Below are 24,718 nucleotides of genomic sequence, written 5' to 3'. Positions count from 1 at the left end.
CCCGGGTCCTGTCCTGGGCGGCGCACGGCCGCTGTGCCGCCAGGGGCGCGCAGTGTCCCGGTTGCGCACCGCTGATTAGATGTGCTGATGGGTCCGTGGGAAGCAACATTGCTCGTCATCGCCACGATCGGGTCGGTCGGGGCAGCGGTCGGAGCCTGGTTCCAGGACAAGCGCAGCTCGGCGACCCAGCTCGCGGCCGTGCAGCACAAGCTCGACCTGGTTATGGATCACCTCGGCATCGTCGCGCCCGTGGAGTCGGAAGTGGTCCGGCACCTGGAGAGCGGCCGCGTGATCCAGGCTGTACGCGTGTACCGCCAGCAGACCGGCGCGAGCCTGGTCGAGGCGAAGCAGGCGGTGGACCGTATCGCCGCCGGGCTCCATCTCCAGCGGTAACGACGCGGCCCACGTCCTCTCGACACGTCGGAATTCGGCGCGGCCGGCGCTGTCCGCGTACCTCAGAGGTGGCGGTGATTCTAGGATTCGGGCAGGGCCGCGCAGCCCGGAGACCAAGGATCACCTCGGGCGACGGCTGCGCGCCTACTCGGAAGAACCACGGCAGGAAGGACAGCGGCATGACCGACCGCGAGCGCGCCACCCCGGCCATCCCGGACGACGATCCGAGCCGAACCCTGACCGTGGCCAACCCCGACGACCCCGCAACCACCTACATCTCTCTCGCCGGTGGCACCTACGCCATGCTGATCACCGGTGAGCAGACCAACGGTCAGTACTGCCTCATCGACATGCGCATCCCCGACGGCGGAGGACCGCCGCCACACCGGCACGACTTCGAGGAAATGTTCACCATTCTCGAAGGCGAGATCGAGTTCACCTTCCGCGGGGAGAAGCACCTCGTCCGAGCCGGTTCCACAGTCAACATCCCGGCCAACGCGCCGCACAATTTCCGCAACACCTCCGGCGCACCCGCCCGCATGCTGTGCGTCTGCACCCCGGCAGGCCAGGACGAATACTTCCTCCGCGTCGGCGACGAGGTCGCCGGCAAGGACGCACCGCCGCCGCAGCTCACCGACGACGAGATGGCGGAGCGCCGGCAACGCGCAACCGATCTGGCACCCGAGTACCGCACCGAGATGCTCTGACCGACCAGGGCCGGCCAGGAGACCCGAGAGTACGACGTCCGGCGCTCATCGCTCGACCCGTACCGGCGCGGTCTCCCGGGCGAAGCGCAGCAGGGCGGTGAATGCCAGCGCGGACGTCACCGCTCCACCGGCGAGGCGTACCCAGTGGCCGGCGACGAACTCCTCGGCGACCTGGCGCAGATACTCCGGGGAGTGCGTGCCGACCGGGTCGACGAACATGATCTCGTTGCGCGGCCAGAAGAACACCACCGAGAACAGGAACTCGCAGGCGATGAAGACCACCGCGGCGGCGGCTACGTACCACCGCAGCCGCCGATTGCGCCACGTGAGGGCGGTCGCGGCGACGCTCGTCAGGACGACCGAGGCGCCCAGCGGCGGGAAGTAGTCGCTCGGGCCGCCGGCGACCAGGAACTCACGGGCCCGGTCCAGCGAGGCGGGGGCGTCCCCGAAGATGTTCGGGTAGAGCATCACGGTCTCGGCCGCGACCCCACCAAAGGACATCATCGCCGCCCAGACGAGCACGATGAGCACGATCCAGGTCAGCTTGATACGGGACACAGCAGCACTTCTCCTTGGTTTTCGGGCCCTGCAGGCACGATCTGTGCGGTCGTCGTCGACGCTAGGTCGCCAACTCGGGACCGTCTGCCGCGCAGACGCGCGAGCTGGCATCGCTTCTCGACGTACGGGCCGGGGCGGGGATGATGCCTGCGGACGGCAGCGGCGCGGGCCCGCACCGACTTAGGCTCACGAACGTGCAGGCCACCTCACCCACCCGAACCGAGGCGCTGCTCGCCGTGGCCATCCTGGGCCTGGTTACGGCGGCGGTCGTGACCGAGGGCGCGTCAACCTCCCAGGCGGCGTTGGCCGGTGGATTCGGGATCGGACTGGCCGTACTGCTGCTGGTGGCCCGTCGTTGGACGGTTCCCGCGCTGCTGGCGACGGCCGCTGGCATCCTCGGCTACTACGCGCTGGAGCTGCCGCCGGTCGGCGTGGCCGCACCGGCCGCCCCCATCCTCTACGTGGCCGCGCAGCGGGGCCGCGTGGTCCCGGCCGCCGCCGTCGGCGGGAGCCTCCTGATCGTCTCGGTGGCCGCCCGGCTCGTCGAGGGAGACGACATCTCTGTCGTGATCGGTGCCGGTCTGGGCTCCGAGGCAGCCCTGATACTCGCCGTCATCGCTCTGGGTGACGCCGTCCGCAACCGGCGTTCGCTTCGGGCCGCGCTGGCCCGGCAGGCCGCCTTCGCGGCCGAGGAACGCCGCCGGGAGGCCGCCCGGCAGGTCGAGGCCGAGCGGCTGCGCATCGCCCGGGAGGTGCACGACACGCTCGGACACACCATCTCGGTGATCACCCTCCAGTCGGCTGTGGCGCGGGAGGCACTTGCCGATGCCGAGCCCGGGCAGGCCGAGGCCGCCCTGGCCGCGATCCACTCGGTGAGCGGCAGCGCCATGGCCGAGCTGCGCGCAACGTTGGGCACCCTGCGTCGCGAGCCCGGGCCACGCGAGCCGGCCCCCGGTTTCACCCAGCTGCGTACGCTCGTCGAGGGCGTCCGCCGAGGCGGGCTGCCGGTCGAGCTGCGTCTCGACGGCTCGGTCGACGCCCTGCCCACGGTGGTCGGCAGCACCGTCTACCGGATCGTGCAGGAGGCACTGACCAATGTGTTGCGCCACGCCCACGCCACCCGCGCCACGGTGACGATCCGGGCGACCCCGTCCGGGTTGTCGGTGGAGGTCGTCGACGATGGTCGGGGATCTGCCGGCGGCGCGGCAGGTGAGACGGGTCAGGGGCTGCGCGGCATGTCGGAGCGGGTTGCCCTGCTCGGCGGCACCCTCGATGCCGGCGAGGCCGCTGACGGCGGTTTCCGGGTCTCGGTCCACCTACCGCTGGCCGGGATCGCCGCATGAGCGACGTACGCGTCGTCCTCGTCGACGACCAGCACCTGGTGCGCACCGGGCTCCGCGCGTTGCTGGAACGCGCTCCGGACATCACAGTGGTCGGCGAAGCCGGCGACGGCCGGGCCGCGGTGGCAGTCGCCCGGGAGCAGCGGCCCGACGTCGTCCTGATGGATGTCCGGATGCCTGGTGGCGACGGCATCGAGGCAACCCGTCGCATCCTCACCGACCCGACGCTGGCCGACGTTCGGGTGGTCATGCTGACCACCTTCGACGACGACGAGTACCTCTTCGAGGCCATCCGCGCCGGCGCCGCCGGCTTCCTGCTCAAGGACACCCCGCCCGACGCCCTGCGGGACGCTGTCCGTGTGGTGGCCGGCGGGGACGCGCTGCTGTCACCGGCGGTGACCCGGCGGGTGATCGCCGCGGCGGCCCGCTCCCCCGTCGCGGATCCAGCCCGGCTGACCGGGCTCACCGGGCGGGAACGCGACGTCCTGGCACAGGTCGGCACCGGACGGTCGAATGTGGAGATCGGGGCGGCCCTGCATCTCAGCCCGGACACCGCCCGCACGTACGTGAGTCGCCTGCTGCACAAGCTGAACGCCCGCGACCGCGCCCAGCTCGTGGTCATCGCGTACGAGAGCGGGCTGGTCCGACCCGGCGACGGCTGAGCCTGGGTCGGCGAGCATCGGTCGTGGTGCGCGCCCCGACCCCCTATCGTCAATCAGCGATCTGGGTCGACGCTGTCCGGCTCGTCGTCGGGATCGTGGGCGGGCGGGGCACCGGAAATGCCGGGGCACGCCAGCACCATCCCGCGAACTCGATCCGGCTCGGCGAGGGCGAGGTCGAGCGCGGTGCCGCCGCCCATGCTGCAACCGACGAACAATGCCGGCCCGACGCCGAGCCGGTCAAGCACCCGACGCAGATCGTCCAACCGGGAGAATGGCCCGGACGGCGGCGCGGAGCGGCCGAAGCCCCGCACCTCGTACCGGATCAGCCGGTGCTGCCCGGCGAGTCGCTTCCAGACGGGGTCCCAGATGCGAGAATCGCCCTCGCCCTGGGTGCAGGAGCACGACCGGCGGCAGGCCGCCCCCGGTGTCTTCGGCCCAGACGGACCCGTCCCGCACATTGATCAACTGCCCCACGGCGACGAGCCTCCCACACGGGCGGCGCACAGACGCGGGGATATCGACTCGAGTGCGAAGTTCCTGCTTGGTCGCAGAACAAATACCGGAGACATCTTCTGTTATCGATCACTGCCACGCCGTGACCTCGACGCTGCCGGCCTGACTTACGAAACACGCCTCAGACTCGGGCAACCCGGACGGCGTCGGCCACGACGTAGCCGGCTGCGCTCGTCCACCGACTCACCGCAACCAGGTTGCGGTCACCGGCAGCGAGCGCAAAGGTGCCGAGCGAACGCCAGACGCCACCGTTGGAGCGCTGGTCCACGTTGAGTGTCTGGTTGCCGGAGGCGGTGACGATGACGTGCGGGGTGGTGCTGTTGTAACCCGGGTCGGCCGGGTGCCGTACCTCGATCCGATAGTTCCCGGCCGCCGGGATGTCGACCTTGAACCAGGCGGCGTCGCTGGCGGGGGTGGGGCTGGCGAAGCGGTAGTCAGCGCCGTAGCGCTGGCTGGAGTAGGCCGAGCTCCCCCAGTTGGCGCTCGCCGTGAACCGTCCTGCGGTGGCGTTGTCCACGATGACGCTGAAGGTGGGCGGGGTGGTACTGCCCAGTCCCAGATAGCTGGCGATGCCCTGGGCGTGCGCGCGGGCGGTGGCAGTGATGAAGTCGGCCCGTTTGAGCAGGTTCGCGTCCGCCACGGTGTCGATGAAGAGGTTCTCGGTGAGCACCGCGGGCATGGTCGTCTCGCGCAGCACATGGAAGTTGGCGCTCTTCAGCCCTCGGTCGGTGACTGCACCGACCGACCGCATACCGGCGATCACTCTCGGATGCAACGCGTTGTGCAGGTTGGTGGTGGCGGCGTCCGCCGTCAGGTACCGGTAGCTCTCGAAGCCGGTGCCGCCCCCGGAGTTGATGTGCACACTGACGAAGAGGTCAGCGCCCCAGGCATTGGCGTCATCGGTGCGGTAGGCCAGGCTGCGAGTGATGTCGGTCGTTCGGGACATGCGGACGTCGACGTTCCAGTTGGCCAGCAGAATACTGCGCAGTTGCAGGGAGATGTCGAGCGTCAGGGCCTTCTCCTGCAACCCGTTGCCGACCGCCCCAGAGTCGGTGCCGCCGTGGCCGGGGTCGATGTAGACCTTGGGCGACGCGGCCCGCGCGGGGCTTCCGAGAATGGGGACGGCCGCAGCACCAGCGAGGGCCGCCAGGAGGGTACGCCGCCGCAGCGCCAAGTCGTCGAACATGTGCACCTCTCAAGGGAAACCGAAGAGATCAACGATGCGCAAAATATAGCGGATCATCGATGGTCTTGAAAGATGTCTACGTGTCGCGATCTGATCGCCGGAGGTTTCCGCCAGCGCGCCGCCCGGTGCACCAATCATCAGGTGACGCACTGTGTTGGCGAGCCGCGCGTCCCACACGTTCGGTCCCATGTGTGGCGCGACTGGGCGTTGATCGCAGTCATCGCGCCGGCGATCATGTTGGAAGGAATACTCCGGCCCGATCTGCCGTGGCGGGTGGGCTGCGTCGTCGTCGCGCTCGCGCTGCTGCCGACGCTCCTTCGCGGCGTACGAAGCCGCTCGCGATGGTGGCGATAGCGTTCGGCCTCACGACGGTCGGCCCATTCGTGCGGCCCGGCGATGCCTGTCAGATGTTCACGGCGAGCTTCCTGGTCCTCCTGGTCTCCGCGCTGTTCCGCTGGGGCTCCGGCCGGGATGCCGTGATCGGTTCGTTCTTCGTGGTGGCCAAGGTGGCCGCCGCCAGCCTGGCCGGCTCGATCAACGGCGGCGAGTTGGCCACCGGCTTCGCGGTGATGTTCGCCGCCGCCACGCGGTTGGCCCGGACGTCAGCCACGGTCCTTCCGGCCAGTTCCCGCCGTCACGCCAGGTCGGCACCTCGCATGGCCTGGGTGAACGCCCAGGACCGTCGATAGTCGACGCCCGCGTGCTCGCCCGGCCCTTTGCTGAGGATCTGGTCGCACTGGAACAGCTCCTCCGCCCTGACCAGCAACCGCACCCTGCTCAAGCACGGCACCGACGGTGCGCGCCGCCACACCTGCACCGAGGTGCACACTCTGCACAAGGGAGACGCGCTCTTCGTCCCGCCGAACATTCCGCACGCCTTCGCCCCCGCCGACGGCCAGGATGCCGACTTCCTCGTCGTGATCACCCCCGGCAAGCCCCGTTTCGACTACTACCGACTGCTGGCCCTCCACGCCGCCGCGGGCGACAGCTCCCGACGAATGAGCCGAGCAGAAATAGGGTGTACGCGCGGACCTCGGGAGACTTCTAACCGCGCCCGTCCGGAGGCTGCTCTTTCGTCAGGTGGAGCAGGTGCCGATGTCGGCGATCGACTTGTCGGCATCCTCGTAGGTGAGGTGATCGAGGTGGTGGTCGGACACGGTCGCGCTCCATGGCGCTGCGCACGCCCCGAAAGGGCCGGCGGGTGGTTTCCGCCGGCCCCTCCGGCTGTGGTCACCGTCCGTAGAGCTCGAATTCGTAGAGCGAGAACCCGTACGAGGTGGCCCGCTTGACTCCGTACACCCGCACGTAACGGGCATTGACCGGGGCGAAGGTGGCGTTGTCGACGCCGCCGTTGCCGGTGGTGGTGCTGAACACCGGTTGCCAGGAGGTGCCGTCGCTGGAGACCTCGATCCGGTACTCGCTGCCGTACGCGGCCTCCCAGCGCAGCACCGCCCGACTGACGGTCCGCGTCGAGCCGAGGTCCACCCGGAGCCACTGGTTGTCGTTGTAGCTGCTGGACCACCGGGTGCCGAGGCTGCCGTCGACCGCCTTGTTCGGGGTGTTGCTGGTCAGGAACTGGGTGCTCGACGCGGTGGCCGGACGGCCCTGCGCCAGGTTCGTGAGGTTGTCGCCACGTCGCGCCGGGAACGACACGACCTGCTGGTAGGTGGGGCGGTTCTGCCAGGCGATCAGCGGCTGGGTGATGCCGCCCAGCCCGGACTGGGCGATGGAGTCGGCGCACCACTGGTCGCCGGCTCCGCAGGACGCGTCACCCGGGTAGACCGTGGCGGTCGGCACCGCGGCGGCCTGGCCGAGCGCGTCGAGCAGGGCCTGCCGGCACGCGCCGAGGTTGCCGTTGCCGCAGTACGCGCGCCCCGGCCCGCCTGCGACGGGGTCGCCGAGCACGGTGCGCAGGTCCTTGTCGACGTAGCCCCACCAGCCGTACTGGAACGACGAGCCCTTGTGCGCCTGCCCCTGCGGCGCCCAGCTCACGGTGCCGTCACGCCCGCCGTTCTGGCCACCGGACGGCGCCTCGTTCACCTCGATCGCGTCGACCAGGGCGGCGTACAGGTCGGGCCCGAGACCGGGGCGGAACTGGGCTGCGGCCAGCAGCGGCCACCACGCGTCGAAGATCCGGATGGCCTCGGCGTGCTGGTAGACCTTGGAGCCGGGTGCCGTCTCCACCCGGCGGGTGCCGGCCTGCTGCCAGGCCCGCAGTTTGCTCACGGCGGCGGTCAGCGCCGGATCGGTGACCGGCGTGCTGTCGAGCACCCGCAGCAGCTCGCCGAGGACCTGCTGGCCGCGCAGATCGGTCACCGCCGCGTCTGCGGTGATCTTCGCGACGTCGGCGCGGCCGAGCTTGCGTTGGGCGATGGCGGCGCGCACCGGACCGTCCAGCAGTTGAGCCCTGTGCACCGCGCCGTAGCTGAAGTTGCCGTCGGCCGCGCCGAAGTCACGCGCCTGCTTGTTGTTCCAGCTGACGTAGTAGTCCTGGTTGACCGACTGGGGGTGGGTCGACGCTGCGGCGTAGGTCGCGTCGTTGGTGTCCGGGTTCCAGCCCACCCACTCGTAGGCCTGCTCGGCCTTCGTCGGCAGGTTCGGGTCGGCGGTGGTGGGCCGGAGCGGGTTCGAGCCGGAGTTGTAGTACGCCGCCTGGGTCGAGTTGACGTAGAACCAGTTGAACGCGTACCCGACGTTCGCCGCGGATGCCTGGAACGCCGCCGCGCTGCCCATCGCCGACGGGTCGTTGAAGGCCTGGAAGCCGATCGCCGAGTCGGCCTCGTGCCGGTAGGTGGACCGCAGCTTGGTGAACGCGGTCGGCTGCCCGTTGACCAGGCCCCGGTAGGCCACCAGCCCGTACTTCGTGCGCAGCGCGCGCAGTGTGTAGGAGCCGGCCGGGGTGGAGTCGGCGAGCGTCGGTTTCCAGGAGTTCCGCTGCTCCAGCGTCTCCATGGCGAGGCACTGCCCGTGGTAGAGGTAGCGGTTGCTGCGCAGCGTCGGGGCGCTGCCGTCGGTGGTGCACAACGGCACCGCGTACGTGTCGGTCAGATCCTGGGAGGCGGAGGTGGCGCTCCAGGCGTAGTCCTGGCCACGACCGAGCAGCACGTAGAGGTTGAGCCCGGCGAACGCGGCACCGCGCGCGCTGATCCCCGGCCCCTGGAGTTCCTGGAGCATCAGCAGTTGCGGGGCGAAGTAGCCGGTCTGCGGGCCGAACACGGCCACCGGGTTGCCGGTGGTGCTGTGCCGGCCGGAGACCACCACCGCGTTGGACATGCCGTGCGCGCGCAGGTTGGACAGCCCGCCGAGCAGGTCCTTGGTGGCGGTGCTGGCGCCGGTGCGGGCGGCGGCGCCGCCGCTGGCGTCGTAGGCGAGCGGTTCGGGCGTCACCGTGCCGGCGTCGGGCAGCACCGCGCTGGTCGCGCCGCTCGGCGTGGCGCCGTACGGGAAGCTCTGCCCGTCGTGCAGCGTCAGCACGGTCTCCGGGTCGTTCTGCGAGCGGAATCCCTGCCAGATCCGGTCGCCCTCGGTGGCACCGTACTTGGCCCGGGCCGCGACCCGGACCAGCGCGGACTGGATCTCGCTGCCGCCGCCTCCGCCGAAGAGCCCGCCGACCACGCCGGCGGTGGCGATCAGGTCGGTCATGGTGAAGTGCGTCGGCTTGCCGGCACCGGTCAGCACGTACTCGCCGGGGTAGTTGTCGTCGGCGATCGACTTGTCGATGTAGGCGTTGATGCCGGCGATGTAGTCGACGACGTCGGTGTAGAGCTGCTGGCCCCGGGCGCCCTTGGTGCGCAGCGCGTCCACCTGGGCCTGGAGGTCCGCCTCCGTGTAGGGCGAGTTGGCCCAGACGCTCTGCTCCAGCTCCCGGTTGCCAGGCGCGCCGCCAGCGAACGAGGTGACGTTGCCGCGGCCGACGTGTCGCAGCAGGTCCATCACCCAGAGCCGGTCCTGAGCCCCGGCGTAGCCGGCGCCGAACATGGTGCCGCCGCGGGTGGTGCCGGTGACGTGCGGGACGCTGGTGGCCTTGTCCCGCACGATGGTGACGTCCGAGCGCGGCGACACGGTGCTCTCGACCTGCGCTGCGGGGACGCCGAACGAGGCGTCGTTGTAGAAGTGGGCGATCTGCTCGTCGGTCAGCCCGGCGTAGTTGTAGACCAGGTTGGCGTACTCGTCGAGTTGGTCGCTGGAATGCGCCGGGCGGGTGCCGAGCGCCTGGTGGGCCAGGATGTCGACCAGCGTGGCGTTGCCGTTCTGCCCGGGGGGCAGGATGTCCGCGCACTGGCCGAGGCAGTAGTCGTCGGGGGTGAAGGTGGCGGCGAGCGCCGGTGACGGCGGGATGGCCGTCAGGACGCTCGCAGTCAGGACGGCGGTGGTGAGCGCCGCGAGGCGGGCGCGCAGGGCGGGTCTGGGCATGACGGTCCTCCGGGGACGCGGAGTCGGGCCGTTCGGGTACGCCCGGCTGCCGCTGCCGACCTGTCGCCATCCGTGCCCGGGCGTCCTACCCGGAGGCGAGAAAGACTCACGTCGATCTCGACAATGATCGGCACAGGACGAGCCTTCGGGATAGTTCTCGTGCACCAGCTGCCAATGCCGACGTTTCGCCGCCCGCCGACGTCGGTTCGAGCCAGCTCATATTGATTGCCGTGAACGTCTTCACTTGACCAACGTGAGCGCGTAATCTTCGTGAAACACATACTGAAACGATTCATCCCAGCCCACCGCCCCTCCCCCGTTCCGGGCCAACCACCCGCCTGCGCCCGTGCCGGGAGACCGCCGCCCAGAAGGATGAGGCCCTGGAATGATGCGCAGAACGCGCCGTCGCGCCGCAACCTCCGCGCTTCTCGTGCTGCTGCTCGGCCTGACGCCGTTGGTGGCTCCCGGCCCGGCCACCGCAGCGCCGGCAGCCGCGACGCTGACCGCGACCGACCTGACCACCGAACGCGCCACCGAACCGATCGGCCTGGACGTGGCGCAGCCCCGACTCGGCTGGCGGATCGACGCCACCGCCCGGGGCGTGCTCCAGGAGTCGTACCAGGTGCGCGTCGCCACCAGCGCGGAGCGCCTCAACGCCCCCGATGTCTGGGACAGCGGCCGGGTCCGATCGCGGCAGAGCGTCCTCGTCCCGTACGCCGGCCCGCAACTGCGACCCCGCACCCGGTACGCCTGGCAGGTCCAGGTCTGGGACACCGCCGGCAACGCCTCCGGCTGGAGCGCGCCCGCGTCCTGGGAGACCGGCGTACGCGGTGGCGCTGGCTGGCAGGCCGACTGGATCGGCATGCCGTCGGTGACCGAAGCCTGGACCGACTACACGGTGCAGACGACGGTACGGCTGGAACGCGACGCGGCCGGGATCTACCTTCGTGCCCGGGGCGCGGCGAACGCGTACATGTGGCAGTTCTCCATCACCAACGGCAGTGCCAAACTGCGCCCGCACGTCCGGGTCAACGGCGCCTGGACCGTGCTCAAGGAGGTGCCGCTCGGTGGAGTCGTCCCGGCCGACAGGCTGACCACGCCGCACACGCTTCGCATCACCGCAGCCGGGAACACCATCACCACCTGGGTTGACGGCACCCAGGTCGACGTCACCACCAGCACCGCGCACCAGGCCGGCTCGGTCGGCCTGCGTACCAACGGGTTGGAGTCCGGGGTCTTCTCCAACTTCTCGGTGACCAGCGGCGGCCAGACGCTCTTCGCGGCCCCGCTCACCGACGGGGTGAACCCGTTCGGGGCGGGCACCCCCACCTCGGCCGGCCTGCGGGTCGGCGGGGACACCGAGGCCATGCTCACCGCGTTGGACGCGAACCCACTGCTGCGTCGGGGCTTCCGCGTCGACGGCACTGTCGCGCGGGCCCGGGTCTACGCCACCGCGCTCGGGGTCTACCAGCTCTCCCTCAACGGCCAGCGCGTCGGCGACCACGAGTTGGCGCCCGGCTGGACCGACTACCACAAGCGGGTGCAGTACCAGACGTACGACGTGACCCGCCAGCTCCAACCGGGCGACAACGCCCTCGGCGCCCTGCTCGGCGACGGGTGGTACGCCGGCAGCATCGCCTGGTTCGGCACCGACAACTACGGATCCCGCCCGCACCTGAGCGCCCAACTGGTCATCGACTACACCGACGGACGCAGCGCGACGGTCGGCACCGATGGCTCGTGGCGCGTCACGGGCGGGCCGTTCCTGCAGAGCGACCTCATTCACGGCGAGACCTACGACGCGCGGCGGTTGCCGGCCGGCTGGGACCGGCCCGGGTTCAACGACGCCGGCTGGAAGCCCGCCACGGTCGACGACGTCGACGCCACCGACAAGATCGTCGCCCAGGTCGACCCACCCGTGCGGGTCACGCAGGAGCTGCCGGCCCGGACGCTGACCCAGCCCACCCCCGGCACCTGGATCTTCGACCTCGGCCAGAACATGGTGGGCAAGGTACGGCTGAAGCTCAACGGCCCGGCCGGCACGACGGTGCGCATCCGGCACGCCGAGGTGCTCAACCCGAACGGCACCGCCTACACCGCCAACCTGCGCTCGGCCCGGGCCACCGACCAGTACACGCTGCGGGGTGGCGGGGCCGAGGTCTACCAGCCGACGTTCACCTTCCACGGCTTCCGTTACGTCGAGCTGACCGGCTATCCGGGCACCCCCGACCTGTCCTCGGTCACCGGGCTGGTGATGCACACCGACGGGGACCTCACCAGCGAGTTCCAGACCTCCAACGCCATGGTGAACCAACTGCAGAGCAACATCACCTGGGGGCAGCGCGGCAACTTCCTCTCCATCCCGACCGACACGCCGGCGCGCGACGAGCGGCTCGGCTGGACCGGTGACATCAACGTCTTCGCCAACACCGCGACGTTCAACATGGACAGCCTGACGTTCCTCAGCAAGTGGTTGCAGGACCTGCGCGACGCGCAGTCGGCCAACGGCGCGTACCCCGACGTCGCGCCGCGTGCCTGCTGCGGGGACGGCGCGACCGGCTGGGCCGACGCCGGGATCACCGTCCCGTACGCGCTGTGGCAGCGCTACGGCGACACCCGGGTCGTCGAGGAGCACTACGCGTCGATGGTGCGGTACGCGTCCTGGTTGGAGAGCACCAGCTCCGGCAACCTGCGGACCAACGCCGGCCCGTACCTCGACTGGCTCAACCTTGAGGACCCGACGCCGGCCGGCGTGGTCGGCACCGCCTACTACGCGTACAGCATCCGGCTGCTGGGAGAGTTGGCTGCCGCCATCGGGCGCGACGCCGACGCGACCCGCTACGCGGCGCTGTCCAGGACCATCACCCAGGCGTTCGTCAACGCCTACGTCGCGGCCGACGGCACGGTGCAGGGCGACAGCCAGACCGGTTATGTGCTGGCCATCGGCATGGGCCTGCTGACCGATCCGCTGCGGGCCAGGGCCGCCGACCGGCTGGTCGCCAACGTGCAACGGCACGACTGGCACCTCTCCACCGGCTTCCTCGGCACCCCGGATCTGCTGCCGGCGCTGACCGCCACCGGGCACCTGGATGTCGCCTACCGGCTGTTGCTCAACGACACCTACCCGTCGTGGGGCTACGAGATCGGCAAGGGCGCGACCACGATCTGGGAGCGCTGGGACTCGATCAAACCCGACGGCAGCTTCGGTGACGTGGGGATGAACTCCTTCAACCACTACGCGTACGGCGCGGTGGGCGACTGGATGTACCGGACGGTCGCCGGCATCCAGCCCGACGCCGCCAACCCCGGGTACGAACACGTCACGTTCGCCCCTCAGCCGGGAGGTGGGCTCACCTCGGCCAAGGCGTCGTACCGCTCGGCGTACGGAACGATCGGCAGTGACTGGGACCTCGACGCACGCGGCGACATGCGGCTGCGTCTCACAGTGCCGCCCAACACCACGGCGACGGTGCGTTTCCCGACGCCCGGGCGTGAGGCGGTCACCGAGGGCGGCCGGCCGGCGGAGCAGGCTGCCGGGGTGCGGTTCGTCCGGATGGACGGCGCGGTCGCCGTGTACGAGATCGGGTCCGGTTCCTACTCCTTCGCTGTCGTCCCACCGACGGGCGCGTACGACCACGTCGACCTCGGCGTCGCGGCGTCCGAGCAGGCGCACCGACTCGCCGCCTCCACCTACTCGGCCACCAGCACCGAGGCCGGGTTGACCCGCCGGTACACCGACGTGACCCGCCCCGGCGGTTGGTTCGAGTTCGACCTCGCGGTCAAAGCGGGTGAGCCGTTCGCGCTGCGCTCGGTGGAGACGTACGACGGGCCGCAGCTCAAGGACTATCAGGTGATCGTGGACGGGGTGGTGGCGCACACCCGCTCGTGGCAGCGCACCGCTGGCGGGCCGGGCACGGTCAGCTACCAGTTCGTCGTCAACCTGCCGGATGCGACCCGCGACGGCGTGGTGCGGGTGCGGTATCAGGACACCGGCACCGGGTACGACCCGTCGATCGCCGACGTCTGGGCGATGCCCGCGGCCTGACCGGGCTGGGTGTTGCGGAGAGGAGCCGGGCGGGCATCCGCCCGGCTCCTCTGTCGTCGGTGCGGCCGGTCAGCGCCGGGTGCGTCGGGGTTGGTCGCTGGATCGGCGTACGACCAGCTCGGGCTGGAACACCACGTGTCGGTGCCGGTGGGTGTCGCCGGAATCGGCCTCTTCGAGCAACAGCTCGGCTGCGGCGCGGCCGAGCTGGTCGCGGGGCTGGCGCACCGACGACAGTGGCACCGCCGCGGCACCGGCGAACTCGATGTCGTCGTAGCCGACGATGGCCACGTCGATCGGCACCCGCACGCCGCGCGCGGTCAGCTCCTGAAGCACACCGAGCGCGATCAGGTCGTTGGCACAGAACACGGCGGTCGGGCGCTTGCGGACCGGCAATGCGAGCAGCTCTTCGGCGGCGCGCCGACCAGCGGCGACCGTCAGGCTGGTGGTCATCGCCACCCGGAGGTCAGCGGTGCTGCCGCGGTCCCGCAGAGCTGCGGCGGCCCCGGCGTGCCGGTCGGCAACCTGGGCGATGGTGAGCGGGCCACCGAGGTAGGCGATGCGGTGGTGGCCCTGGTCCAGCAGGTGGTCCATGGCGAGTCGGCCGCCGAGCACGTCGTCGACCGCCACCGAGCATCGGTTTGCCCGACCCGCTCCCCGGTCCACCAGCACCACCGGGATGCCCCGCTCGATGAGCCTGTCCAGGATGGGCTGCGGGCCATGGCCGACCGGGGTGATGAGCACACCACGGACCCGCTGCTCCTCCAGCAGCTCCAGGTGGCGGCGCTCCCGGGCGCTGTCCTCGCCGCTGTTGCAGACGACGAGCATGGCGCCAGCCCCCTCGATCGCCTGTTCGGCACCCCGGACCACGTCGGTGAAGAACGGGTTGGCCACGTCCAGGACGACGATCGCGACGGTGCGACTGCGCCCGGCTCGCAGTTGACGAGCGGAGTCGTTGCGGACGTAGCCGAGCGTGGAAATGGCGTCCAGCACCCGCTGACGAGTGGCGGGGGCGACCGTGTCGGGTCGGTTGAGCACGTTGCTCACGGTGCCGAGGGAAACCCCGGCGTGCCGGGCGACCTCCTTGATGTTCGCCGTTGCCATGGCTCCCCAGATGCTCCCTACGGTGGTCGCGGCCCGTGCCGACCGGGTCGCTCGGCAGTGTATAGCGCCTAAAACGTTTCATCGAGCGCACCGGCAGCGCTGCGAGCTGGCCCGGAGCCCGCGTCAGCAACGGCGAAGAAATAGCATCGAAACTCTTGACGCTCTCGGAGACCTACCCCTACCGTCCATGCAAACGACGCATGAAACGATTCAGGAGGGGTTCGGATGACCGCCGACGCACCGGCCACCCCGGCTCCGCTGCTGGTCCTCGACGGCGTGACGAAGTCCTTCGGGGCCGTCGCCGCGCTGCGCGGGGTGCACCTGGCGCTGCACCCCGGTGAGGCACATGCCCTGGTCGGCGAGAACGGTGCGGGCAAGTCCACTCTGGTGAAGGTGCTGGCCGGCGCACACGCGCCGGACTCCGGCTCGATGACTCTGGACGGGCAGCCGCTGCGGCTGCGCGGTCCCGCCGACGCCCGGGCCGCCGGCATCGCGGTCATCTACCAGGAACCGACGCTCTTCCCGGACCTCTCCGTGGCGGAGAACATCTTCATGGGTCGGCAACCGCTGCGCGGTCTGCGTCGCATCGACACCGCCGCGATGAACCGCGACGCCGAGCGGCTGTTCCAGCGGCTGGGTGTGCGCATCGACCCGACCCGGCCCGCGCGTGGCCTCTCCATCGCCGACCAGCAGCTCGTCGAGATCGCCAAGGCGATCTCGTTCGACGCCCGCGTCCTGGTCATGGACGAGCCAACCGCCGCGCTCTCCGGTGTGGAGGTCGAACGGCTCTTCGCGGTCGCCCGGTCGCTCTGCGAGGGTGGGGCGGCAGTGCTGTTCATCTCGCACCGTTTCAACGAGGTGTTCGACCTGTGCCACCGCGTCACAGTGCTGCGCGACGGCGCCTGGGTCTCCAGCGACGACGCCGCCGACCTGACCGTCGACGAGGTGGTGCGGCGCATGGTCGGCCGGGACGTCTCCGCGCTCTACCCGAAGCAGGCCGCCGAGCTGCGGGACACCCTGCTCGAGGTCCGTGGGTTGACCCGGGCCGGCGTCTTCACCGATGTGTCGTTCTCCGTCCGGGGTGGGGAGATCGTCGCGCTCGCCGGGCTGGTCGGCGCCGGGCGCAGCGAGGTCGCCCGCGCCGTCTTCGGTGTCGACCGCTACGACACGGGCGAGGTGCTGGTCGCCGGTCGCGCCGTCCCGGCGGGGAACCCGGGCCGGGCGATCGCGGCCGGCATGGCGTTGGTCCCCGAGGACCGACGGCAGCAGGGCCTGGTCATGGAGCTGTCGGTGGAGCGCAACGCCACGCTTGCCCGCCGCCGGGCGCTGAGCCGGCTGGGCCTCCTGCTCGGCGGCGCGGAACGCGCCGAGGCCCGCCGCTGGACGCGGCGGTTACAGGTGAAGGCCTCCCGGCTCGGCGCGCCCGTGGCGACCCTCTCCGGGGGCAACCAGCAGAAGGTCGTGCTCGCCAAGTGGCTGGCCACCGAACCACGTGTCCTGATCATCGACGAGCCGACCCGCGGCATCGACGTCGGCACCAAGTCCGAGGTGCACCGGCTGCTCTCCGAGCTGGCCGGCGAGGGCCTGGCCATCCTCATGATCAGCAGCGAGCTGCCCGAGGTGCTCGGCATGGCCGACCGGGTTCTCGTCATGCACGAGGGACGACTGGTCCGCGAGCTGCCCCGGGCCGAGGCGGACGAGGCCTCCATCATGTTCGCCGCCACCGGGCAAGGAGCGACCGCATGAGCCTCACCGACGCCGGTGCGCCCGAACGGGCCGCCGGGAACGCCCCGACCCACCCCGGTCGGCAGCGCCGCAGCCTCACCGAACGGCTGTTCGCCGTACGCGAGCTGAGCCTGTTGATCGCGCTCGGCCTGCTGGTCCTGGTGACCACACTTCGCAACGACAGGTTCCTGAGCGGCCAGAGCATCAAGGACCTGCTGCTGGGCTGCGCGATCCTGGTGATCCTGGCGGTCGGCCAGACCCTGGTCATCGTGACCCGCAACGTCGACCTCTCCGTCGGCTCGATCCTGGGTCTGGTCGCCTTCGCCACCGGCTCGCTGTTCCTCTCCGCACCCGCTACGCCGTGGCCCGTGGCGCTCGTCGTGGGTGTCGCACTGGGCGCGCTGTGCGGCGCGGTCAACGGCGGCCTGATCGCGGTGGCCCGGGTGCCCGCCCTGGTCATCACGCTCGGCACCCTCTACGCCTTCCGCGGCGTCGACTACTACTGGGCGTCCGGCCGGCAGATCAACGCCGCTGACATGCCCCAGTCGTTCCTGCGGCTGGGCAACCAGACGGTGCTCGGCGTACCCGTGCTGTTCCTCGTCGCGCTGGTCGTCGTCGCCGCCGTCGGCTTCTACCTGCGTTCCTACCGCAGCGGCCGGGAGCTGTACGCGATCGGCTCCGAACCGGCCGCCGCCCGGCTCTCCGGCATCCCGGTGGGGCGGCGGGTGTTCACCGTCTTCGTGGCCAGCGGAGCCCTCGCCGGGCTCGCCGGCGTGCTGTACGCGGCCCGGTTCGGCACCCTCGACGCGGCGGCCGGCAGTGGCCTGGAACTCCAGGTCGTGGCCGCCGCCGTGGTCGGCGGGGTGGCGATCTTCGGAGGCAGCGGCAGCGCCTACGGCGCGGCACTCGGTGCCGTGCTGCTGACCACGATCGGCAGCTCGCTCGCCGTCCTGCGCATCGACCCGTTCTGGCAGCAGGCCGTGGTCGGCGCACTCATCCTCGCCGCCATCGGGCTGGACCGGCTCCTGGCCCTGCGGGTGGCGGCCCGGCTCCGAGGGAGAAGCGCGCATGGCGCATGACAGCCTGTACGCCGCACCGACCACCGCCGAGGCCGAGCCCGGAGCGGACCGCCTCGCCGGCCTGCGCGGGCTGTTCGGCTCCTGGGACGCGGTGATCGTCGCTGCCCTCGTGGTGGCCGTGCTGGTCGCCAGCCTGACCGTGGAGAACTTCGCCACCGGCCGCAACGCCCAGTTCCTGCTGCTGGACCTGATGCCGCTGGCGCTCATCGCGCTGCCGATGACCCTGATCGTGATCACCGGTGAGATCGACCTCTCGGTGGCCAGCATGGTCGGGCTGTGCAGCACGTTGATGGGGCAGCTCTGGCTCTCCAGTGGGCTGTCCCTGGAGTTGATCTGTGTTCTCGTGGTGCTGCTGGGCGCCGTGCTCGGCGCGGTGAACGGTCTCTTCGTCACCGGCTTCGGTCTGCCGTCACTGGCGGTGACCATCGGCACGCTCGCCCTCTACCGCGGGTTGTCCTTCGTGGTGCTCGGCGACCAGGCGGTCGCGGACTTCCCGGCCGACTGGACCGCTGCCGCCGTGCGCGCCATCCCCGGCACGTCGATCCCGGTCGTGGTGGTCCCGCTGTTGCTGCTCGCCGTGGTCTTCGGCGTCGTGCTGCACGCCACCGCCGCCGGTCGCGCGCTCTACGCCATGGGGAACAACGACCAGGCCGCCACGTTCACCGGCGTCTCGGTGGCCCGAACGAAGTTCTGGCTCTTCGTGGTCTCCGGTGCGGTGTGCGGGCTGGTCGGCATCTTCTGGACGCTGCGGTACGCCAGCGCGCGCGGTGACAACGCCACCGGCCTGGAGCTGACAGTGGTGACCGCTGTGCTGCTCGGCGGTGTCTCGATCTTCGGCGGCCGGGGTGCTCTGCTCGGTGTGGTGGCCGGTGTGCTGCTCCTCGGCGTCCTGCGCAACGCGCTGCAACTCGCCGACGTCGACGCCAACGCGCTGACGATCGTCACCGGCAGCCTGCTCATCGCATCCGTCGTGCTGCCCAACGCCGTCGCGGACGTCCGCGCCCGGTTGCACCGCCGACGACAGCGGCACCCCGTCGCTTCGTGACGCTCCCCCGCACACCCACCACCCACCCCCCGGAAAGGTCGACGATGTCCGCATACCGCAGAGGCCTCCGGGTCGGGGCCACCAGCCTCGCCCTCGCCGCACTGCTGCTCAGCGCCGCCTGTGGCGGCACCACCCGGGACAACTCCAACGACGACGCCGGCGCCGGCAACCAGGCGAGCGGCGCCGCCAACCCGGACGCCGCCATCAAGGCGGGGTTGAAGATCGCCTTCCTGCCGAAGGCCCTGAACAACCCCTACTTCACCGTCTCGGACAACGGTGGCAAGGACGCCGTCACCGAGTTCAAGGGCGAATTCAAGGAGGTCGGCCCCTCCGAGGCCAGCGCCTCCTCCCAGGTCAGCTACATCAACACCCTGTCCCAGCAGGGCATGGACGTGATCGTCACCTCCGCCAACGACCCGAACGCGATCTGCGGGGCGCTCAACCAGGCGAAGGCGGCCGGCGCGAAGATCGTCACCTTCGACTCCGACACCAAGCCGGAGTGCCGCCAGATCTTCGTCAACCAGGTGACCGCCGAGGGCATCGCCGAAAACCAGGTCAAGCTCATCTCGCAGCAGATCGGCGGCGAGGGTGAGATCGCCATCCTCTCCGCCACCGCCAACGCGACCAACCAGAACGCCTGGATCGCGCTGATGAAGACCGAGCTGGCGAAGCCCGAATACAGCAAGATCAAGCTGGTCACCGTGGCGTACGGCAACGACGACGACCAGAAGTCCTTCCAGGAGACCCAGGGTCTGCTCCAGTCGTACCCCAACCTCAAGGGCATCATCTCGCCAACCACTGTCGGTGTCGCGGCGGCCGGCCGTTACCTCAGCGGGTCGCAGTACAAGGGCAAGGTCAAGCTGACCGGTCTGGGCACCCCGAACCAGATGCGCCAGTACGTCAAGGACGGCACCGTCGACGCGTTCGCCCTGTGGAGCCCGGCCGACCTCGGCTACCTCGCCGCGTACGCCGGCGCGGCACTGGCCTCCGGTCAGATCACCGGCGCCGAGGGCGACAAGTTCAAGGCCGGCAAGCTCGGCGAGTTCACCGTCGGCAAGGAGGGTGTGGTCATCCTCGGCCCGCCCACGGTCTTCGACAAGAACAACATCGACCAGTTCCAGTTCTGATCGCCCTCCCGGTCGGTGCCGGCACACGTCGTGCACCGACCGGGGGAGCCGACGGGAGAGACATCATGACGCAGCCCGACGCGCGGACCCTCGAACGGGTCAAGCTGGCTCTGCGCTCGCAGCGCATCGAGACGCCATCCTGGGCGTACGCCAACTCCGGGACCCGCTTCAAGGTCTTTCCGCAGGAGGGGGTGCCGCGCAACCCGTACGAGAAGGTCGCCGACGCGGGGGTCGTCCACCAGCTCACGGGCGTCGCACCCACTGTGGCGTTGCACATCCCGTGGGACCGTGTCGACGACTACGCCGATCTGGCCACGTTCGCCGGGGATCACGGGGTCGCTCTGGGCGCGATCAACGCCAACGTCTTCCAGGACAACGACTACAAGCTGGGCAGCGTCACCAACCCGGATCCGGGGGTGCGCCGCAAGGCCATCGACCACCTGCTCGAGTGTGTCGACATCATGGACCGCACCGGTTCCCGCGACCTGAAGCTCTGGTTCTCCGACGGCACCAACTACCCCGGGCAGGACGACATCCGCGCCCGGCAGGACCGGCTCGCGACGGCGCTACGCGAAACCTACGACCGGCTCGGCGACGACCAACGGCTGCTGCTGGAGTACAAGCTGTTCGAGCCGGCCTTCTACGCCACCGACGTGCCGGACTGGGGCACCGCGTACGCGCACTGCCTGGAGCTCGGCCCGAAGGCCCAGGTGGTCATCGACACCGGGCACCACGCACCGGGCACGAACATCGAGTTCATCGTGGCGTTCCTGCTGCGCGCCGGGAAGCTCGGCGCGTTCGACTTCAACTCGCGCTTCTACGCCGACGACGACCTGATGGTCGGGTCCGCGGACCCGTTCCAGCTGTTCCGGATCATGTACGAGATCGTCCGTGGCGACGCGTTGGCGCCGGAGGCCGGCATCGCGTTCATGCTCGACCAGTGCCACAACATCGAGGCGAAGATCCCGGCGATCATCCGCTCGGTGCTCAACGTGCAGGAGGCGACGGCGAAGGCGTTGCTCGTCGACGCGGACGCGCTGGCCGCCGTGCAGCGCAGCGGTGACGTGCTCGCCGCCAACGCCGTGCTGATGGACGCGTACAACACCGACGTCCGACCGCTGCTCGCCGAACTCCGTACAGACCTGGGGCTCGATCCGGACCCGATGGCCGCGTACGCCCGCTCCGGCTACTTCGACAGGATCCGCGGCGAACGCGCCGGCGGCCAGCAGGCCGGCTGGGGCGCCTGACCACGCTTGAGAACGCAGACTGGGGACGTGAGGGACATGCAATCCGAGGTTCAGGCGCTGATCGCGCGCAGCAACCGGCTCGGCGCCGACCCGACCACGACGAACTACGCCGGGGGCAACACCTCCGCCAAGGGCGCGGCCACCGACCCGGTCACCGGCGGCCCGGTCGAGTTGCTCTGGGTGAAGGGCTCCGGCGGTGACCTCGGCACCCTCACCCCGTCCGGGTTGGCCGCTCTGCGGTTGGACCGGCTCCGCGCGCTCGTCGACGTCTACCCGGGCATCGAGCGGGAGGACGAGATGGTCGCCGCGTTCGACTACTGCCTGCACGGCCGGGGCGGAGCCGCGCCGTCCATCGACACCGCCATGCACGGGCTCGTCGACGCCGCGCACGTCGACCACCTGCACCCCGATGCCGGTATCGCGATCGCCGCCGCCGCCGACGGGCCGGAGCTGACCAAGGAGATCTTCGGCGACCGGGTGCTGTGGGTGCCCTGGCGGCGGCCCGGCTTCCAGCTCGGCCTGGACATCGCCGCGGTGGCTCGGGCGAACCCGCAGGCGATCGGCGTGATCCTCGGCGGTCACGGCGTCACCGCCTGGGGCGCGACCAGCGACGAGTGCGAGCGCAACTCGCTGGAGATCATCCGGTCGGCGCAGGCTTACCTCGACGAGCGGGGTCGCGCCGAGCCTCTCGGGTCGGTCATCGCCGGCTACGAGCCGCTGCCCACGGACGAACGCCGACGTCGAGCGGCGGCGCTGTTCCCGGTGCTGCGGGGCCTGGCGTCCACCGACCGGCCGCAGGTCGGACACTTCACCGACAGTGACGTGGTGCTCGACTTCGTGGCGCGGGAGAAGCACCCCGCCCTCGCCGCCCTCGGCACCTCCTGCCCGGACCACTTCCTGCGCACCAAGGTCCGCCCGATGGTGCTCGACCTGCCGCCCACCGCGCCTGTCGAGGAGGTGATCGCCCGCCTTCGCGAGCTGCACAGCGCCTACCGCGACGACTACCGCGCCTACTACGAACAACACGCCGACGCGGACAGCCCACCGATGCGGGGCGCCGATCCGGCCGTGGTCCTGGTGCCCGGTGTGGGGATGTTCAGCTTCGGCGCCAACAAGCAGACCGCCCGCGTCGCCGGCGAGTTCTACGTCAACGCGATCAACGTGATGCGTGGCGCGGAGGCCGTGTCGCGCTACGCGCCGATCGACGAGGCTGAGAAGTTCCGGATCGAGTACTGGGCCCTGGAGGAGGCGAAGCTTCAGCGGATGCCGAAGCCGAAGGCCCTCGCCACGCGGGTCGCGTTCGTCACCGGCGGTGGTTCCGGGATCGGCCGGGCGATCGCCCACCGGCTCGCCGCGGAGGGCGCGTGTGTCGTGGTCGCCGACCGTGACGCGGAGGCGGCCACCGCCGTCGCCGCACAGATTGGCGCCACCGACGTGGCAGTTGCCGTCGCGGCTGACGTCAGCGACGGTGACGCCGTGGCCGCTGCCCTGCGCGAGGCGGTGCTGGCCTTCGGCGGGGTGGACCTGGTCGTCAACAATGCCGGGCTGTCGCTGTCCAAGTCATTGCTGGAGACGACCGAGGCCGACTGGGACATCCAGCACGACGTGATGGCGAAGGGCTCGTTCCTCGTCTCCCGGGAGGCCGCACGCGTGCTGCTGGCGCAGGGGATGGGCGGCGACATCGTCTACATCTCCAGCAAGAACTCCCTGTTCGCCGGCCCGAACAACGTGGCCTACGGTGCGGCGAAGGCCGACCAGGCCCACCAGGTCCGGCTGCTCGCCGCCGAACTCGGCGGCCACGGCATCCGGGTCAACGGTGTCAACCCGGACGGGGTGGTCCGCGGCTCCGGGATCTTCGCCGGAGGATGGGGTGCGCAGCGGGCGGCCGTCTACGGCGTGCCGGAGGAGAAGCTGGGCGAGTTCTACGCCCAGCGCACCCTGCTCAAGCGCGAGGTGCTGCCCGAGCACGTCGCCAACGCGGTCTTCGTGCTCACCGGCGGCGAGCTGTCGCACACCACGGGCATGCACGTCCCGGTGGACGCCGGTGTCGCAGCGGCCTTCCTCCGCTGATGACCGCCGTGCGACTGGCCGCCGTGGACGTGGGCGCGTCCAGCGGTCGGGTCATGCTCGCGCGTGTCGGGCCGGGGAGGTTGGAGCTCGTGGAGGCGCACCGGTTCCGCAACGAACCGGTGCGGGTCGCGGGCACCCTGCACTGGGACATCCTGGCGCTCTACCGGGGTGTGCTGGAAGGGCTCAGGGCTGCCGGCCCGGTCGCCGGCATCGGCATCGACACCTGGGCGGTCGACTACGGGCTGCTCGACGCCACCGGCGCTCTGCTCGGCAACCCGGTGCACTACCGCGACGAACGGACCGAGGGCGTCGGCGACCGGGTGGCGCAGCAGCTCGGACCGGAGCGGCTCTATGCCACGACCGGGCTGCAACACCTGCCCTTCAACACCCTCTACCAGCTCGCCGCCGCCGCCGGCACACCCCAGCTGGAGGCCGCGCACACGCTGCTGCTGGTCCCGGACCTCGTCGCGTACTGGCTCACCGGTGAGGTCGGCGCCGAAGTCACCAACGCCTCCACCACTCAGCTGTACGACCTGCGTCGCCGCGCCTGGGCGACCGACCTGATGACCGACGCCGGGATCCGCAGCGAGCTGTTCCCGCCGCTGCGCGAGCCGGGCACCCGGATCGGCCCGGTCCTGCCCGCCCTCGACCTACCCGGATCGCCCGACGTCATGGCGGTGGGATCGCACGACACGGCCTCCGCGGTGGTGGGTGTGCCGGCGGTCGATGGGCACTTCGCCTACATCTCCTGCGGCACCTGGTCCCTGGTCGGGGTCGAGCTGGACGCCCCGGTGCTCAGCGAGCCCAGCCGGCGGGCCAACTTCACCAACGAATCCGGCGTCGACGGAACGATCCGCTACCTGCGTAACGTGATGGGCCTCTGGCTGCTGCAGGAGTCGCTGCGCACCTGGGGCACCACGGACCTGCCCGCCCTGCTCCGGCAGGCGGCCGAGGAGCCGGCCTTCCGCTCCGTCGTGGACCCGGACGACCCCGCCTTCCTGTCGCCCGGCGACATGCCCGCACGCATCAACCGCGCCTGTTCGCGCATCGGGGAGCCCGTGCCGGACAGCCCGGCGGCCACGGTCCGGTGCATCCTGGACAGCCTCGCGCTGGCGCACCGGCGCGCCGTCTGGCAGGCGCAACGGCTCTCGGGTCGGCACGTCGACGCCGTACACGTCGTCGGCGGTGGCGCCCGCAACGATCTGCTGTGCCAGCTCACCGCCGACGCCTGCGGCCTGCCGGTGCTCGCCGGGCCGGTCGAGGCCACCGCCCTGGGCAACGCGCTGGTGCAGGCCCGCGCCCTCGGCGTGATCGGCGGTGACCTGGCGTCGCTACGGTCCGTGCTGCGCGAGACCCAACAGATCGTGCGGTACGAGCCACGCAGCGACACCGCGGCATGGCGGGCGGCTGCCCGACGCCTCGGATGGGACGACTGACCCGGCGAACAGCTCCGGTACGGCCGGCTGAGTCATCGCTCATCGCGGCGCCGGTTTGTGGGCAGAGGACA

General features: G+C 70.7%; 19 protein-coding genes. 13 read left to right on the top strand and 6 right to left on the bottom strand.

Annotation, left to right across the window (positions count from 1 at the left end; translation table 11 throughout):
• Window positions 1–108 precede the first annotated feature (108 nt).
• Window positions 109–393, top strand: coding sequence for a hypothetical protein (locus KBX34_RS25960; RefSeq protein ID WP_210792697.1), 285 nt, complete (start codon window positions 109–111; stop codon window positions 391–393).
• A 179-nt stretch (window positions 394–572) separates the two neighbouring features.
• Window positions 573–1,100 carry a cupin domain-containing protein gene (locus KBX34_RS25955; protein WP_210792696.1) on the top strand — a complete coding sequence of 176 codons (528 nt, stop codon included), beginning with the start codon at window positions 573–575 and terminating at the stop codon, window positions 1,098–1,100.
• Window positions 1,101–1,145: 45 nt separating this feature from the next.
• On the opposite strand, the gene KBX34_RS25950 is transcribed toward KBX34_RS25955, so the two are convergent.
• Window positions 1,146–1,658 (bottom strand): DUF1772 domain-containing protein, encoded by a 513-nt coding sequence (locus KBX34_RS25950; RefSeq protein ID WP_307871496.1) that lies wholly within the window; start codon window positions 1,656–1,658, stop codon window positions 1,146–1,148.
• Window positions 1,659–1,852: 194 nt separating this feature from the next.
• Here KBX34_RS25950 and KBX34_RS25945 point away from each other — a divergent pair, with 194 nt between their 5' ends.
• On the top strand, window positions 1,853–3,001 hold the full coding sequence (locus KBX34_RS25945) for a sensor histidine kinase (protein ID WP_210927487.1): 1,149 nt from the start codon (window positions 1,853–1,855) through the stop codon (window positions 2,999–3,001).
• Window positions 2,998–3,660: a response regulator transcription factor gene (locus tag KBX34_RS25940; protein WP_141908968.1), complete on the top strand. Its 663-nt coding sequence runs from the start codon at window positions 2,998–3,000 to the stop codon at window positions 3,658–3,660. The genes KBX34_RS25945 and KBX34_RS25940 overlap by 4 nt, the downstream gene beginning before the upstream one ends.
• A 53-nt stretch (window positions 3,661–3,713) precedes the next feature.
• Here KBX34_RS25940 and KBX34_RS25935 read toward each other — a convergent pair whose 3' ends face one another.
• The 3 genes from KBX34_RS25935 to KBX34_RS25925 all read right to left on the bottom strand — a co-directional run bounded on the left by KBX34_RS25935 (window position 3,714) and on the right by KBX34_RS25925 (window position 5,536).
• Window positions 3,714–4,118 carry an alpha/beta fold hydrolase gene (locus KBX34_RS25935; protein ID WP_210927485.1) on the bottom strand — a complete coding sequence of 135 codons (405 nt, stop codon included), beginning with the start codon at window positions 4,116–4,118 and terminating at the stop codon, window positions 3,714–3,716.
• 176 nt (window positions 4,119–4,294) lie between these two features.
• On the bottom strand, window positions 4,295–5,359 hold the full coding sequence (locus KBX34_RS25930; protein WP_088947661.1) for an N-acetylmuramoyl-L-alanine amidase: 1,065 nt from the start codon (window positions 5,357–5,359) through the stop codon (window positions 4,295–4,297).
• A gap of 9 nt (window positions 5,360–5,368) precedes the next feature.
• Window positions 5,369–5,536: a hypothetical protein gene (locus KBX34_RS25925; RefSeq protein WP_210927483.1), complete on the bottom strand. Its 168-nt coding sequence runs from the start codon at window positions 5,534–5,536 to the stop codon at window positions 5,369–5,371.
• Between the two features lie 230 nt (window positions 5,537–5,766).
• Between KBX34_RS25925 and KBX34_RS25920 the strand changes: the two genes are divergently transcribed.
• Window positions 5,767–6,048, top strand: coding sequence for a hypothetical protein (locus tag KBX34_RS25920; RefSeq protein ID WP_210927481.1), 282 nt, complete (start codon window positions 5,767–5,769; stop codon window positions 6,046–6,048).
• A 541-nt stretch (window positions 6,049–6,589) separates the two neighbouring features.
• Here KBX34_RS25920 and KBX34_RS25915 read toward each other — a convergent pair.
• Window positions 6,590–9,772, bottom strand: a complete 3,183-nt coding sequence (locus KBX34_RS25915) for a penicillin acylase family protein (RefSeq protein ID WP_210927479.1) — start codon at window positions 9,770–9,772, stop codon at window positions 6,590–6,592.
• A gap of 385 nt (window positions 9,773–10,157) precedes the next feature.
• Between KBX34_RS25915 and KBX34_RS25910 the strand changes: the two genes are divergently transcribed.
• On the top strand, window positions 10,158–13,817 hold the full coding sequence (locus tag KBX34_RS25910; protein WP_210927476.1) for a family 78 glycoside hydrolase catalytic domain: 3,660 nt from the start codon (window positions 10,158–10,160) through the stop codon (window positions 13,815–13,817).
• A 69-nt stretch (window positions 13,818–13,886) separates the two neighbouring features.
• Here KBX34_RS25910 and KBX34_RS25905 read toward each other — a convergent pair whose 3' ends face one another.
• Window positions 13,887–14,918: a LacI family DNA-binding transcriptional regulator gene (locus tag KBX34_RS25905; RefSeq protein WP_210927474.1), complete on the bottom strand. Its 1,032-nt coding sequence runs from the start codon at window positions 14,916–14,918 to the stop codon at window positions 13,887–13,889.
• A gap of 225 nt (window positions 14,919–15,143) precedes the next feature.
• Here KBX34_RS25905 and KBX34_RS25900 point away from each other — a divergent pair, with 225 nt between their 5' ends.
• The 7 genes from KBX34_RS25900 (at window position 15,144) to KBX34_RS25870 (ending at window position 24,647) form a co-directional block, all read left to right on the top strand.
• The gene (locus tag KBX34_RS25900) at window positions 15,144–16,664 is read left to right on the top strand and encodes a sugar ABC transporter ATP-binding protein (RefSeq protein ID WP_210927473.1); all 1,521 of its coding nucleotides are present in this window, start codon (window positions 15,144–15,146) and stop codon (window positions 16,662–16,664) included.
• A complete protein-coding gene (locus KBX34_RS25895; protein WP_088947656.1) occupies window positions 16,661–17,722 on the top strand; it encodes an ABC transporter permease in 1,062 nt (353 codons plus the stop codon). Before KBX34_RS25900 ends, KBX34_RS25895 begins: the two co-directional genes overlap by 4 nt.
• A complete protein-coding gene (locus KBX34_RS25890; protein ID WP_210927470.1) occupies window positions 17,712–18,767 on the top strand; it encodes an ABC transporter permease in 1,056 nt (351 codons plus the stop codon). The genes KBX34_RS25895 and KBX34_RS25890 overlap by 11 nt, the downstream gene beginning before the upstream one ends.
• Before the next feature lie 44 nt (window positions 18,768–18,811).
• The gene (gene rhaS / locus KBX34_RS25885; RefSeq protein ID WP_088947654.1) at window positions 18,812–19,894 is read left to right on the top strand and encodes a rhamnose ABC transporter substrate-binding protein; all 1,083 of its coding nucleotides are present in this window, start codon (window positions 18,812–18,814) and stop codon (window positions 19,892–19,894) included.
• 65 nt (window positions 19,895–19,959) lie between these two features.
• On the top strand, window positions 19,960–21,141 hold the full coding sequence (rhaI, locus tag KBX34_RS25880) for an L-rhamnose isomerase (protein WP_210927469.1): 1,182 nt from the start codon (window positions 19,960–19,962) through the stop codon (window positions 21,139–21,141).
• Window positions 21,142–21,177: 36 nt separating this feature from the next.
• Window positions 21,178–23,211 (top strand): bifunctional aldolase/short-chain dehydrogenase, encoded by a 2,034-nt coding sequence (locus KBX34_RS25875; protein WP_210927491.1) that lies wholly within the window; start codon window positions 21,178–21,180, stop codon window positions 23,209–23,211.
• Entirely contained in the window at window positions 23,211–24,647 is a 1,437-nt protein-coding gene (locus KBX34_RS25870; RefSeq protein ID WP_210927467.1) for a rhamnulokinase family protein, read from the top strand. Before KBX34_RS25875 ends, KBX34_RS25870 begins: the two co-directional genes overlap by 1 nt.
• Window positions 24,648–24,718: the final 71 nt, after the last annotated feature.

The organism is Micromonospora sp. M61, from assembly GCF_018070245.1.
In the GTDB taxonomy this organism is placed as follows: domain Bacteria; phylum Actinomycetota; class Actinomycetes; order Mycobacteriales; family Micromonosporaceae; genus Micromonospora; species Micromonospora zamorensis.
Note: the sequence above shows the minus strand (reverse complement) of the source record. Positions and strands in the feature narration are given on the sequence as shown.

Coding starts and splice junctions, on each gene's coding strand:
- KBX34_RS25915 (WP_210927479.1), bottom strand. CDS start 9,772: ATGCCCAGACCCGCCCTGCGCGCCCGCCTCGCGGCGCTCACCACCGCC.
- KBX34_RS25895 (WP_088947656.1), top strand. CDS start 16,661: ATGAGCCTCACCGACGCCGGTGCGCCCGAACGGGCCGCCGGGAACGCC.
- KBX34_RS25900 (WP_210927473.1), top strand. CDS start 15,144: ATGACCGCCGACGCACCGGCCACCCCGGCTCCGCTGCTGGTCCTCGAC.
- KBX34_RS25930 (WP_088947661.1), bottom strand. CDS start 5,359: ATGTTCGACGACTTGGCGCTGCGGCGGCGTACCCTCCTGGCGGCCCTC.
- KBX34_RS25870 (WP_210927467.1), top strand. CDS start 23,211: ATGACCGCCGTGCGACTGGCCGCCGTGGACGTGGGCGCGTCCAGCGGT.
- rhaI (WP_210927469.1), top strand. CDS start 19,960: ATGACGCAGCCCGACGCGCGGACCCTCGAACGGGTCAAGCTGGCTCTG.
- KBX34_RS25940 (WP_141908968.1), top strand. CDS start 2,998: ATGAGCGACGTACGCGTCGTCCTCGTCGACGACCAGCACCTGGTGCGC.
- rhaS (WP_088947654.1), top strand. CDS start 18,812: ATGTCCGCATACCGCAGAGGCCTCCGGGTCGGGGCCACCAGCCTCGCC.
- KBX34_RS25875 (WP_210927491.1), top strand. CDS start 21,178: ATGCAATCCGAGGTTCAGGCGCTGATCGCGCGCAGCAACCGGCTCGGC.
- KBX34_RS25935 (WP_210927485.1), bottom strand. CDS start 4,118: ATGTGCGGGACGGGTCCGTCTGGGCCGAAGACACCGGGGGCGGCCTGC.
- KBX34_RS25890 (WP_210927470.1), top strand. CDS start 17,712: ATGGCGCATGACAGCCTGTACGCCGCACCGACCACCGCCGAGGCCGAG.
- KBX34_RS25920 (WP_210927481.1), top strand. CDS start 5,767: ATGTTCACGGCGAGCTTCCTGGTCCTCCTGGTCTCCGCGCTGTTCCGC.
- KBX34_RS25955 (WP_210792696.1), top strand. CDS start 573: ATGACCGACCGCGAGCGCGCCACCCCGGCCATCCCGGACGACGATCCG.
- KBX34_RS25910 (WP_210927476.1), top strand. CDS start 10,158: ATGATGCGCAGAACGCGCCGTCGCGCCGCAACCTCCGCGCTTCTCGTG.
- KBX34_RS25905 (WP_210927474.1), bottom strand. CDS start 14,918: ATGGCAACGGCGAACATCAAGGAGGTCGCCCGGCACGCCGGGGTTTCC.